At 72.4% G+C, this 12,549-nt stretch carries 12 protein-coding genes; 9 read left to right on the forward strand and 3 right to left on the reverse strand.

Annotation, left to right across the window (positions count from 1 at the left end):
- Positions 1-54 precede the first annotated feature (54 nt).
- Positions 55-978, reverse strand: a complete 924-nt coding sequence (gene yddG, locus WMF36_RS28985; protein WP_437574007.1) for an aromatic amino acid exporter YddG — start codon at positions 976-978, stop codon at positions 55-57.
- A gap of 283 nt (positions 979-1,261) precedes the next feature.
- On the opposite strand from yddG, the gene WMF36_RS28990 reads away from it, so the two are divergent.
- The 8 genes from WMF36_RS28990 (at position 1,262) to WMF36_RS29025 (ending at position 9,640) form a co-directional block, all read left to right on the forward strand.
- A complete protein-coding gene (locus WMF36_RS28990) occupies positions 1,262-2,089 on the forward strand; it encodes a TIGR02452 family protein (protein ID WP_437574008.1) in 828 nt (275 codons plus the stop codon).
- Between the two features lie 216 nt (positions 2,090-2,305).
- Entirely contained in the window at positions 2,306-3,964 is a 1,659-nt protein-coding gene (locus WMF36_RS28995) for a serine hydrolase domain-containing protein (protein WP_437574009.1), read from the forward strand.
- A gap of 253 nt (positions 3,965-4,217) precedes the next feature.
- Positions 4,218-4,814 (forward strand): hypothetical protein, encoded by a 597-nt coding sequence (locus WMF36_RS29000; RefSeq protein WP_437574010.1) that lies wholly within the window; start codon positions 4,218-4,220, stop codon positions 4,812-4,814.
- 393 nt (positions 4,815-5,207) lie between these two features.
- The gene (gene glgC, locus WMF36_RS29005) at positions 5,208-6,470 is read left to right on the forward strand and encodes a glucose-1-phosphate adenylyltransferase (protein WP_437574011.1); all 1,263 of its coding nucleotides are present in this window, start codon (positions 5,208-5,210) and stop codon (positions 6,468-6,470) included.
- 291 nt (positions 6,471-6,761) lie between these two features.
- Positions 6,762-7,796: an aspartate-semialdehyde dehydrogenase gene (locus WMF36_RS29010; protein ID WP_437574012.1), complete on the forward strand. Its 1,035-nt coding sequence runs from the start codon at positions 6,762-6,764 to the stop codon at positions 7,794-7,796.
- Positions 7,797-7,830: 34 nt separating this feature from the next.
- The gene (locus WMF36_RS29015) at positions 7,831-8,205 is read left to right on the forward strand and encodes a DUF4406 domain-containing protein (protein WP_437574013.1); all 375 of its coding nucleotides are present in this window, start codon (positions 7,831-7,833) and stop codon (positions 8,203-8,205) included.
- Between the two features lie 374 nt (positions 8,206-8,579).
- A complete protein-coding gene (locus WMF36_RS29020; RefSeq protein ID WP_437574014.1) occupies positions 8,580-9,023 on the forward strand; it encodes a helix-turn-helix domain-containing protein in 444 nt (147 codons plus the stop codon).
- A gap of 32 nt (positions 9,024-9,055) precedes the next feature.
- Complete coding sequence (locus tag WMF36_RS29025; protein ID WP_437574015.1) at positions 9,056-9,640, forward strand: transposase; 585 nt, start codon at positions 9,056-9,058, stop codon at positions 9,638-9,640.
- A 43-nt stretch (positions 9,641-9,683) separates the two neighbouring features.
- On the opposite strand, the gene WMF36_RS29030 is transcribed toward WMF36_RS29025, so the two are convergent.
- Positions 9,684-10,691: a hypothetical protein gene (locus WMF36_RS29030; RefSeq protein ID WP_437574016.1), complete on the reverse strand. Its 1,008-nt coding sequence runs from the start codon at positions 10,689-10,691 to the stop codon at positions 9,684-9,686.
- A gap of 272 nt (positions 10,692-10,963) precedes the next feature.
- Entirely contained in the window at positions 10,964-11,899 is a 936-nt protein-coding gene (locus tag WMF36_RS29035; protein WP_437477619.1) for a LysR family transcriptional regulator, read from the reverse strand.
- Between the two features lie 186 nt (positions 11,900-12,085).
- Between WMF36_RS29035 and WMF36_RS29040 the strand changes: the two genes are divergently transcribed.
- On the forward strand, positions 12,086-12,541 hold the full coding sequence (locus tag WMF36_RS29040) for a DoxX family protein (protein WP_437574017.1): 456 nt from the start codon (positions 12,086-12,088) through the stop codon (positions 12,539-12,541).
- Positions 12,542-12,549 lie beyond the last annotated feature (8 nt).

Raw genomic sequence — 12,549 nt, forward strand, 5'->3', positions numbered from 1 at the left:
TCCACCTCCAGCCCGCGGCTGCGCCGGAGCGAGCGAGGGACGCGGCCTCGAGCTTCAGGCGGCGCCGGCGGTCGAGCGCGCGGTCGCCACGAGGCCGCCGGCGGTCACGAGGGCGCAGGCGGCGAGCAGCTGGGGGCTCGCCTCGGCGTGGCCGGCGAGGCAGAGGAGCAGCGTCGAGAGGACCGGCGCGCCGTAGGACAGCACGCCGAGCTGCGGGACGTCGCCGTGCTTCGTCGCGTGGTCCCAGGCGAAGAACGCGACGCCGACGGGGCCGAGCCCGAGCGCGAGCAGGCCGAGCGCCTGGCCGGCCGTGGGCGCGACCGTGCGCTCGAGCGCGAGGTGCCCGGCAAGGCCGAGGGCGGCCGTCGCGGCGCAGGGGCCCGCGAGGGCGTCGGCGGGGACGTCGGCGAAGCGGCGCTGGAGCACCGAGTACGTCGACCAGATGAGCGCGCAGCCGAGCGCGGCCAGGTAGCCGGGCGCGTGCGCGGCGCTCGGGCGGACGGCGCCTCTCGCGGAGAGGACCGCCCAGACGCCCGCGAGCCCGAGCAGCGCCCCGGCCAGTTGCCTGAGGCGAAGGCGGCCGCCGGGGAGCGCTGCCGAGAGCAGGACGATGAGCAGCGGCCACAGGTACGAGATGATGCTGACCTGCACGGGCGGCGCGGCGGTGAGCGCGTAGAAATAGAGGGCGTGATAGCCGAACAGGCCGCCCACGCCGACGAGCCACCCGCCGAGCGGCTGGCGCAGCGCGCCCAGGCCGCCCCGGCCGCGCCGGGCGAGCCGCGCCGCGCCGAGGAGCGCCGCGATCGCGAAGGTCGACGCGAGCACCTGGAGCGGCGGCAGGCTGCTCACCGAGGTCGCGAGCAGCGTGAAGCTGCCCCAGAGGCCGATGGCCGCGACGCCCGCCAGGGTGGCGGCTCGCCGCGAGGGGCGCGCCGACGATGCCGCGTCCGCCATGGCAGGGGAGATCGTGTCCGACATGGCGCGGAGAATGGCGCGCCTGCCGGCCGCCGTGTACTTCGATGAACAACACGAACCCAGGCCGCGTGATGAAGCGCACCACGTGCCTGCCGCCGGCGGCGCGAGCGCGGCCGGCGCTCTCCGCCCGGAGCGCGAGTCTCGTCGGCGCGACGACGATCGGCGGGGGCGATCGCGCGCAAACGGCAACGCCGGCCTGCCGGGACCCCGACAGAGCGGGGCAGCGCCCCCTCGGCCGAGCGCGTTTCGCTGGACGTTCGGCCGCGGCTCGCCAATCTTTGGCGGCATGAAACTCACGAGCGTCGCCGCAGAAACCGTGCAGATCGCGAGCCGAGGCGAGTACACCGCGCCCTCGGGCGCGACGATCCGCATCCGCGACCGCGTGCTCGCCGCGGTGAAGGGCAGCGTGCTTTACCGGCCCGGCTCACTCGACACCTGGGAGCCGAAGGAACGCATCGATCGGCCGGCCGCGATCGAGGTCACGGGCGAGACCACGGGGGCGGCCGGGCGGCGGCTCGTCGAGCAGGAGGGCGAGGCCCGCGTGGCGATCCTCAACTTCGCGTCCGGCAAGAACCCCGGGGGCGGATTCCTGCGCGGGGCCAAGGCCCAGGAAGAGGACCTCGCCAGGTGCTCCGCGCTCTACGCCTGCCTGGTCGAGCAGCGCGATTACTACGACCAGAACCGCGCCTCGGGGAGCCTCCTGTACACCGACCACCTCATCTACTCGCCGGATGTGCCGTTCTTCCGCGACGAGCAGCACGCCCTGCTGGAGCGGCCCTTCGCGCTGTCGATCATCACCGTGCCGGCCCCGAACGCCGGGGAGGCGCTCCAGCGCGACGAGGGGGTGGAGCAGGATATCCGCGCGGCCCTGGAGCGCCGCGCGGCCATGGTGCTCGCGGCGGCAGGCGCGCACGGGCACCGGTGCCTCGTGCTCGGCGCCTGGGGGTGCGGCGTCTTCCGCAACGACCCGGACGAGGTCGCCGACGTCTTCGCCCGGTGGCTCGGGCACCCGCGCTTCCGCGGCGCGTTCTCGCGCGTGGTGTTCGCGGTGTACGACCGGGGCGCCGACCAGCCGAACTACCGGGCGTTCCGGGACCGGTTCGCGGGGGCGTAGGCGCGCACCGTCGCGGGCACGACCGAGCCCGCGCCCACCGCGCCCACGACAAGGACCCGCGCGCCGGCCACACCACACGGTGGGAGAGCTACGCCGGGCTGCGTCGAGGTCGCCATTCCCATCCACCTTCAATGGAATAGTCGAGAACGGAAACCGCGCGCCTGCTGCTTTGGAATTGTCGGATCGTGATTGAGGAGCGACAATCACGGTTCCGCCTTGAGGACGATTGACAGCAAGCTCGCCGTCCGCTTCGCGGCGGCCGCCTTCTCCGCGTCGCTCCCGCTCCTCGGCGGGTGCACGTCGACCGCGCCCGCGCCGCGGGCCGTCCGGCCTGCGGCCCCCGCGCCGCTCCTCCAGCGCTTTGCCAGCGAGCCCGCGCCGGCGCCGCGCTTCCTCGATCCGGAGCGCGGGCGGAAGCTCCGCGCGGCGACGTCCGACGTGCAGGCGCTGGCGCAGCGCACCGCCGAGAGGGAGCGCCTGCCCGCCCTGGCGCTCGGCGTCGTCATCGACGAGGAGCTCGCGATCCAGAAGGTGATCGGCGTGCGCGACGTCACGCTGGGCGGAGCGGTCGACGAGCACACGCGCTTCCGCATCGGCTCCATCACGAAGGCGCTCACCGCGGCGGCGATCCTGCGGCTCCGCGACGAAGGGCGGCTGTCGATCGACGCCCCGGCCGCGCGCTACCTGCCCGCGCTCGCCGGCGTCGTCTACCCGACGCGCGACTCGCGGCCGATGACGGTCCGCGACCTGCTCACGCACAGCTCCGGCCTGCCCCGGCTCGGCGTGTTCTCCCCCGCGTCGACGGCGCGCGACGTCACCGAGCGCGAGATCCTGGCCACCCTCGACGGCTTCGGGCTCGAGAGCGCGCCCGGCACCGAGACGTCCTACTCGAACCTCGGCTACTCGCTCCTCGGGCTGCTCGTCGGGCGCGCCGCCGGCGTGCCGTACCGGCGCTACATGAGCGACGCGCTGCTCGCGCCGCTCGGCATGCGCGACGCCGCGTGGGACGCCTCGCAGGTGCCGGCCGGCGCGCTCGCGTCGCCGCACGCGCGCGGCGTCGGCGGCGCGGTGACGCCGATCCAGCCGTGGCGACTCGGCGCCTCCGAGTCGACCGCGGGCCTCTACGCGAGCCTCTCGGACATGGGTCGATTCATCGGGCTCCAGCTCGCCGCCTGGCCCGCCCGCGACGCGCCCGAGGCCGGGGTCCTGCGGCGGAGCACCGTGCGCGAGTCGCAGTTGATGGCGCGCAACGGCTCGGCGTTCCCGGCGGCCGGCGGCGCCGACGGCCCGGGGCTCGGCTGGCACGTGCGCGAGGACTGCGACCTCGGCCACGTGGTCTTCCACAACGGCCTCATCGATGGATTCTCCGCCTCGGTGATGCTCCTCCCGCAGCGCGGCGTCGGCGTCGTCGCGCTCGCCAACGTGGCCGGCGCCGATCTCGAGTCGCTCAACACGAGGGTGCTCGGCAGGCTCGTGGCGACCGGCGCAATGGTCGCGCGCGTCGTCCCGCCCTCCCCGTCGGTGCGGCGCGCGGCGCAGGCGGTCGCCTCGGTCATCGGTCGAGCGCGGACGGACCTGCTCGATCGCAGGCTCCGGCCCGGCTGGTTCCCCGAGGATCACCTCGCGTCGCTGCGGCAGGAGCTGCGCGACGTCGGCGCGAGGGTGGGCCCGTGCGCGCTCGACGGCTCTGCGATGGTGGAGAGCGCCACGTCGGCGCGCTTCGGCCTGCGCTGCGAGCGCGGCGCGCTCTCGGTGGCGGTGCGCGTCGACACCTCGCCGGACCCGCTGATCACCTCGTTCAGCGTCGAGGAGCAGACGGGGGCGATCGCCTGGGAAGGCATGCGCTCGCGCGCCCGCCCGTCGCGCTGCCGCTGAGCTCGCCGGCGGCCCCGGCCATCGCGCCACACCTGTGGCAGAGCGCCGCCACACGAACGCCCGGCAGAGCTCGCGATGGCGCGGTGAGGAAGCCGCCTATTTTCCGGGGCTGTCATGCGGCTGGCTCGCCTCGTGCATTGCGCCGCCAGCGCTCACACCCACGGATTGCCGTTGTCCACGAGACTCGAGACAACGGCGCTCGCTTCAGCGCGCTACCAAGCCCGTCTCGGGCGGTAGCGAGGAGACGGATCACATGCGAACACTCGTTCACTCTCTTGCGCTCTCGACCCTGCTCGCTCTCGCCGGATTCGGCTGCTCCAGCAACTCGCAGCCTGCGCAGAGCCCTGCTGGCGCCAGCGCCCCGGGCACCACGGAAGGAACGCAGGCGCCGTGGGGCTCGGACGCGAGCGGCGCCGGGACGAACGCGGGCACGGGCGCCGGGATGAGCGGCGCCACGGGAGCTCCGGGGGCCGGCACCAGCACGGGTCAGCCCTCGATGGGCGGTATGGGCGCCGGCACGAGCGACACGAGCGCTGGACAGGGGGCTGCCCCGACGGAGATGGGTCCCGGCGGCGCCGGCACCGGCGACATGACGGGCACCGGGGCCCCGGGTACCGGGACCACGGGCACCGGCAGCAGCGCGACGGGCACCGGGACCACGGGCACCGACGCCGGCGTCCCCGGCGGCTTCCGCGGCGACACGAGCAGCGGCACGCAGTCGCCCACGACGGGCCCGCAGCAGGGCAATCCGCCGAACAAGAAGGGTGGAACGCCCGGCACCGGCACCCAGAGCCCGGGCGCGGGCCCCGGCGCCCCGGGCAGCGCCCCGGGCTCCGGCGGCACGCGCTGATCCGGCGGAGCTGCCGCCGTCTTCGCCCACGTCCTCGCACGACGGCCCGCGCGCCCGCAGGAACGACGCGACGCCCCGGTAGCGGGCGCGCCGAGCCAGACACGCCATGAAGAAAGAGATCGCCAAGGCGCGAGGAGTCCCCGAGACTTCCTTTTCTCGGCGTCCTTGCCGCATTGGCGGCTTGTCACGCTCTCGTCCGATCACCGCCCTGACGCGGCGGCGGCAGCGCCGGAGCCCGCCGCGCCACCTGCCCTGAGATCACCCGGAGATCGCGAGGGTTGCAACCACCTCGCGCAGCATGGTATTCGGCTCGACCGATCCCGAGGATCGGCTAGTCTAGTCGCGCCCATCGCTCCGGACGTCGAACCGTCCCCCTCATCTGCGGAGGTCCGCTTGAAGCACAACGACGTGGTGGTCTTGATCCTCGGCGGAGGCGTCGGTAGCCGCCTCTACCCGCTCACCAAGCTGCGCTCGAAGCCAGCCGTCCCGACCGGCGGCAAGTACCGACTGGTCGACATCCCGATCAGCAACTGCCTCAACTCGGGCTTCAATCGCATTCACATCCTCACGCAGTACAACTCGGTCTCGCTCCACAACCACATCACGCAGACGTATCGATTCGACGTCTTCTCCGCGGGCGCGGTGCAGATCCTCGCCGCCGAGCAGACGCCGAACCACAGCGACTGGTACCTGGGCACCGCCGACGCGGTCCGCAAGCAGCTGGGCGAGGTCAAGTCGCCGAACCCGCGCGACGTCATGATCCTCTCGGGCGACCACCTCTACCGCATGGACTACGAGCCTTTCCTCGAGCACCACCGCGAGACCCGGGCCGACGTCACGCTCGCCGTGCGGCCCGTCCCGACCGCCGAGGTGTCGCGCCTCGGCATCGTGGACACCGACGACAGCGGACGGGTGGTCAAGTTCGTCGAGAAGCCGAAGGAGATGAAGCTGCTCGACGGCGTACGGCGGTTGCCCGATCCGAAGTACCCGTGGCTCGCCTCGATGGGCGTCTACATCTTCAGCGCGAAGGCGCTCTACGAGATGCTCGAGCGCGACAACGCCTCCGATTTCGGCAACCACATCCTGCCCCGCGCGCTCGACAGCCACCGGATGGTGACCTACACGTTCGACGGGTACTGGGAGGACATCGGCACGATCCGGAGCTATTACGAGGCCAGCCTCGCCCTCACCGACACAAATCCTCCGTTCTCCTTCTACGATCCGCACCGGCCGATCTACACCCGCCCGCAGTTCTTCCCCCCGGCCCACGTCAGCGCCGGCTCGGTCCTCGACCAGGTGCTCCTCGCCGAGGGGAGCCGGATCATCGAGTCGAAGATCTCCCGGTCGATCGTGGGGCAGCTCTCCTCGATCGGGCCTCACGTCACGATGTCGAACACGGTCATGATGGGCGCAGACTACGAGTTCCTGTTCCAGGCCCAGGGCCCCGAGAGCAGCAGGGGTCTCCCGCCCATCGGCATCGGCCGGGGGTGCAGGATCGACGGCGCGATCATCGACAAGAACGCGCGCATCGGCGAGGGGGTGGTGATCCGCAACATCCCCGATCGCGAGGACTCCGACGCCGAGTACTACGCGGCCCGGGAGGGCATCGTCGTCGTCCCGAAGAACGCCGTCGTGCCCCCGGGCACGGTCATCTGAGAGACCGCCCCATCCGCCCCGCGAAGCCGGCGGCGCGCTCGCCCGCGCAGGTCGGCACCGCCGCGCCCGCGCGTCCGTAACAACCCGCCGCGATGCCGCCCGGCATGGCGCTCTGCGCTGTCCGGGGCGCCGTCGCCTCGCCATCCGTCGATCCCGGGCGATTCCGGGCGATGCGCGCCTCTCCGGGGCCTGCGGCGCAGGGGCGCGGGTGGCCCCTGCGCGGGCGCCCTGCCGCGCCCGCCCACACTGGCCCCTCGTCGGCTGGGCCCCGGTCTGGTAAAGAGCGGCCTTATGCGAATCTGCATCCTCGGCGCTACGGGCCTCGTCGGTCGCGAAACCATCACCCTCATCGCGCGGGCCTGGCCCGGCGCAACGCTCGCCCTCTTCGCGAGCCGGGACCAGGAGCTCACCCTGGACGGCAAGTCGTACGAGGTGCTCAGCGCGTCGCGGCTCGAGACGCAGGACGCGCCCCGCGGGGACCTCGCGTTCGTGGCCCTGGATGACGAGCACAGCAAGCGGTACGTGCCGCGGCTGCTCGACCTCGGGTACCGCGTGATCGACAAGAGCAACACGTTCCGCGCCGACCCGAAGGTGCCGCTCGTCGCCGCGGGGGTGAACTCGAGCATCGTCGACGACTCGGTCCGGCTCGTGGCCAATCCGAACTGCACGACCATCCCGCTCACGCTGGCGCTCTCGCCCCTGCGCCGGGAGTTCGGGCTGAGCGCGGTCACGGTGAGCACCTACCAGGCGGTGAGCGGCGCCGGCATCGCCGCCCTCGACGCGTTCATCGCGGACGCGCGCGACGGCTACCAGGCCCTCGACCGGCTGGGCCTGCCGTTCAAGCTCGCGGGCTACGCCGCCAACACCGTCCCGCACAACGGCGGCACCGACGAGAGCGGCTTTTCCTCGGAGGAGCGGAAGCTCATCTTCGAGAGCCGCAAGATCCTGGGCATGCCCGAGCTCGGCGTCTCGGCGCAGTGCTGCCGCGTCGCCGTCGCCGTGGGCCATTACGAGAACGCGTGGGTGACGTTCGAGCGCCCGGTGGACCTCGAGCGCGTCGCGAGCCTCCTGAGCGATCCGGCGCAGTCGCCCTATGTGAAGCACCTCCCCGGCGCCGCGGGCGAGGGCCTGAGCGCGCTCCACTGCGTGCAGGACCGCGACCGCGCGCTGGTCGGTCGGATCCGCCCGGATGCACGGGACCGCGACCGGAAGAGCGTGTGCCTCACGGTGGTCGGGGACAACCTGCGGCTCGGCGCGGCCACGAACGCGGTCCGCGTCGCGACGCGCTGGTTCAAGAGCGCCGATCAGGACCTGCAGGCCCCGTGACCGATACGCGATCTCCCCTGGAGGACTCGAGACGATGACGACCCCCAAGCCGCTCATGATCCTCGTCGCCGGGCCCTATCGCTCCGGCACCAACGATGACCCCGTCCTGATCGCCGCCAACGTTCACGCCATGAACGACATGGCCGTTCGCCTGTTTCGCGCCGGCCATCTCCCCGTCCTGGGCGAGTGGTTCGCGCTGCCGCTCATCGAGCACGCCGGGTCGCGCGAGATCGGCGACGAGATCTTCAACGAGATCTTCCACCCCGTCGCCCGCCGGCTCGTCGCCCGCTGCGACGCTTGCCTGCGGATCGGCGGCGCCTCGAAGGGAGCCGACGAGATGGTCGAGCTGTCCCGATCCATGGGCAAACAGATCTTCTTCAGCGTGGACGAAGTGCCGAGCTGCGGCTAGTACTACAGCCGCACGTCGGTGAGCACCGAACGAGCTGGGCTCCATCCGTGTGCGGAGGAGCCAAGCGTCACGATCGTCCGCCCGCTCATCGAAATCCGCGGAGATTCCGCGACGTGCGGCTGTAGTACTAGAGCACCAATCATGTTGAAATCCGGAGAATTTTCACAGGGAGGCGGGGAGGCTGGGAGGAAGAGAAAAAAGAATCTCTCCCTCTCGCCGTCTCTCGCTCCCCGCCTCCTCGCCTCCCTGTGAAATTCCTGCTTTTTTTCGGGGTTTCAACCCGTTTGTCGCTCTAGAGCGGTTTTCGTTCGGGTTCGGTGCAAGCAGAGCACGTCCGGTAGGGTGATGGCACGCAGGCTGCGTGGGCTACGCGCATGGGACCGTACAGTGTCGACCTGCGACAGCGGATCGTTGATGCCTACCGCAACGGCGAGGGAAGCATGCGAGAAATCGCCGCGCGTTTCGCCGTCGTTCTCAGCACTGTGCAGGAGTATCTCAGTATCGAGCGGTCGACTGGGAGCGTAGCGCCTCGGCCGCACGGTGGCGGAAGGGCCTCGAAGATCGACGAGGCCGGAGCGCAGCAGCTACGAGCGCTCGTCGACGACAAAAACGACCGAACCCTGGATGAGCTCATCGAGCTGCTGGAGCACCGCACGGGTGCGCGCGTGAGCCGCCCGACGATGTGCCGCGCGCTGATGCGGCTCGGTTTGACACGAAAAAAAAGACGCTATGTGCAAGCGAACAGGACAGGCCCGATGTCCAAGTCGCGCGTCGGAGGTTCCGCCGCCGAGCGCGGGCGGCGGGTGCGCGTCGGCTGATCTTCGTTGACGAATTCGGCGCTAACCTGGGCATGGCGCGCCGTTATGGGCGTGCGCCTCGCGGGAGGCGTGCGTACGGCAAAGTCCCCGCCAATCCGGACCCGAACATCACGCTGGTGATGGGGCTTGGCTTGCGAGGTGTCGTTGCACCGTGGGCCTTCAAGGGGGCGATGAACGGTGAGCACTTCGAGGTTTACGTGCGCCAGGTGCTCATGCCCGAGCTGAAGCGCGGAGACGTGGTCATTGTCGACGGCCTTGGCGCGCATCGCCTACGTGGCGTGCGCCAGGCGCTTCGTGCCCGAGGCGTCCGCTACTGGATTCTGCCCGCCTACTCGCCGGACTTGTCGCCGGTGGAGAACTGCGGCTCCAAGGTCAAGGAGGCACTTCGCGCCGCCGCTCCGCGCACCGTGCCGGCGGTTTACGACGCGATGGTCCGTGGGGTCGACAAGGTCTTCCGACAGGACGCGCAGGGCTGGTTCGCGCTGAAAGGCTACGTCCGACGACCTCGTCGTCCTACTCGGCGGCGCCCAGTCCGGTCGCAGGCTCCTGCGCGCGTTGGTCGAGCCCGTGCCCCGCCGAATGCTGGGTGTACCGCACTCGAACGAAAACCGCTCTAGCCGCGCCGAGGCGCGCGCGGGGGCCCGCGGCGGCGCGGCCTCTTCATGGCGCCACCGCCGGCCAGCCGGCGCCGACGGGGAGCGCCTGCACGTCGGGGAACAGCAGGTAACCGCGCTTCCCGTCCCGCGTCTGCCTGTGCGGCGGCGACGGAGCGGCCGCGGCGACGCTCGCGCGCACGGCGCGCCCGAGCGCGGTCGCGCCGTCGAGCGCCTGGCTGAGCGCGGCCAGCGCCTGCGCCAGCTCGGAGAGCGGCGCCTCGCCCGACGTGCCCCGCGCGACGAGCGCGTCGATCTCGCGGCTCCGCACCCCGAAGTCCGACGGCAGCGGGTGCGCGCGCGGTGCCCTGAGCGCGGCGTCGAGGAGCTGGCGCTTCGCCGCGGCCCCCGCCTCGCCGAAGCCCACGACGAGCTCGAAGAGCGCCGACGCGACGCCGAAGCCGGGCTCGAGGCCCTCGCGGCCCTGGATCAGGAAGGCCGCGATCCCCAGATCATCGAGGTACTCGAGCCCCGTATAGCTCGGCGTCGCCGAGCGCTCCGTCTCGGGCAGGGGCGGCGCGACGCGCACCTCGCCGCTCTCGAACACGACGACGCGCGCGTACGTGAAGCCGGCGTGCGGCACCGCGAGCCGCACGCGCGCGAGCTGCGCGGCGACCTCGGCCGCCGCGCCGATCTCGAGGCGCGCGCCCGGCAGGTAGCGCGCGATGCCCGCCAGCGTCATGCCCGCCGCGTCGGGCCAGGGGCAGACCGCGACGTGGCGCGGCGCGGCCTCCGCCTCGCCCGGCGCGCACACGCGCTCCAGGCCGAACGAGGTGGGCGCGACGAGCGGCGGCCGCTGGCCCTCCACCCGCCGCAGGTCGCCGAACAACCAGGCGCGGTTCTCCCCGTGGTGCTCGGGCGCGAGCATCCGCGCGCCGACGAGCAGCGCAACGGTGCCCCCGGCGCGCGCGAGCCAGGCCTCGGGCACCGAGAGGTGCTCGTACAGGTAGGCCTCGACGATGAGCTGCCATTCGCGGGGCGGCTCGGGCGGGAGGGACGCAGCGGTTCGGTACATGGCGGGTGCGGGGCCTCGGAGAACAGCATGCTCGGCCCCGGATCCACGCGCAAAGCGGGCGAGCGCGAGAGATAGCGTATCCAAGCCGGGACCGCCGCGAAACACGGCCATGCGCCGCTGCCGCCGATGGGCGCGCGCTCCGCCAGAGGCATCATCATTATCCATCACCGGCGTGCCCGACACGCGAGCGAGCGCGCGAGATCGCCGCTCCCCTGCCCCATGACAACGCCGCGCCAGCGCTCGGCGCCTGTGTCGGCGCGCGGGCGCCCCGGTCACGCGAGCCGCTTCACCCAGGCCAGGACGAAGTCGCGGAACACGGCCACGTTCCGCGCCACGTGCCGCGCGCTCGGATAGACGAGGTACACGGCCCCCGCGCGCTGCGACCACTCGGGCAGCACATGGACGAGGCGCCCGCTCGCCAGGTCGGCCGCGGCGAAGGCGCGCGGGAGCGGACCGATGCCGCCCCCCGCGCGGAGCACCGCGCGGATGAGCTGGACGTTGTCGGTGGCGATGCGCCCGGTCGACATCGCGTCGCGCACCGAGCGCGCGTCGTCGACCGGCCACTGGCCGCGCCGGGCGTTCGGGACGAACACCACCCGCTCGTGGTCGACCAGCTCGTCGAACGCGCGGGGCAGGCCGCGGCGCGCGAGGTACGAAGGCGCGGCGAAGAGCTGCAGGTGCGAGTCGAGCAGCTTGCGCGCGACAAGCGAGGAGTCCGGGAGCTCGAGCGTCGCCCGGATGGCGACGTCGAAGCCTTCGCGCAGCAGGTCGACCCGGCGCGAGGACAGGTCCACATCCACGGAGAGCAGCGGATACCGCGCGCAGAACTCGACAAGCAGGTCGCCCACGAAGGACTCGCCGCCGTCGGGCGGCGCGCTGAGCCGGATCAGGCCCTGCGGCTGGCCCTGGTAGGCGTCGAGCGCCAGCGCCGCGTCGCGGAGGCCGGCGATGTGGGGCGCCACGTCGCCGAAGAAGCGGCGGCCCGCCTCGGTCAGCCCGACGGCGCGCGGCGACCGGTGGAGGAGCCGCACCTTGAGGCCCTCCTCCAGGCGCGTCACCGCGCGGCTCACCGTCGACTTCGGGACCCCGAGCTGCGCGGCCGCGGCCGTGAACGAGCCGAGCTCCGCCACCCTGGCGAACGCGGCGATCTCGTCGAGCTGGGGCGATCGGGGCGACTGCGCTCGGGCGGCCGTGCGGGGGCCGGGCATGCGGGGACCTCAGGAGGGTTGGGAGGCTTCGGTCGGGCGCTCGATCAGGTCGCGAAGGCAGGCATGTTGCGCAAACGCAACGCTGAGTTGAGCCGTTGCACAATAGCACCGGGCTCGGCGAGCGCCCATAGAGAGGGGGCGGGCGCTCCGAGCCGGAGAGCTCGCCTCACCTCCGCGAGGCTCATCATGAACATCGTCAAGCGTTTCGCTCCCGCCGCTGCCCGCACCCTCCTCGGGCTCGTGTTCTTCGTCTTCGGGCTGAACGGCTTCTTGCAGTTCCTGCCGCAACCCCCGGCGCCCGAGGCCGCCGCCAGCTTCGGGGCCGCGCTGGCCGCGACCGGCTACATGTTCCCGCTGATCAAGGGGACCGAGGTCGTCGCGGGCGCCCTGCTGCTCTCGAACCGCTACGTCCCGCTCGCGCTGGCGCTCCTCGCGCCCATCGTCGTGAACATCGTCGCATTCCACACCTTCCTCACGCCGCCCAACCCGGTCGCCTGGCTCATCCTCGCCCTCGGGCTCTACCTCGCCTTCGCCTACCGCGCGGCGTTCCGCCCGATGCTCGCCGCGCGCGTCGACGCCGGCATCGCGGCGAGCTCCGGCGTGGAGCGCGGCAAGCTCAGCCCCGTCGAGAGCGCCGCCTGAGCCATGGC

Origin of the sequence: Sorangium sp. So ce887, from assembly GCF_051521455.1 — a bacterium.
Taxonomy (GTDB): Bacteria; Myxococcota_A; Polyangia; order Polyangiales; family Polyangiaceae; genus Sorangium.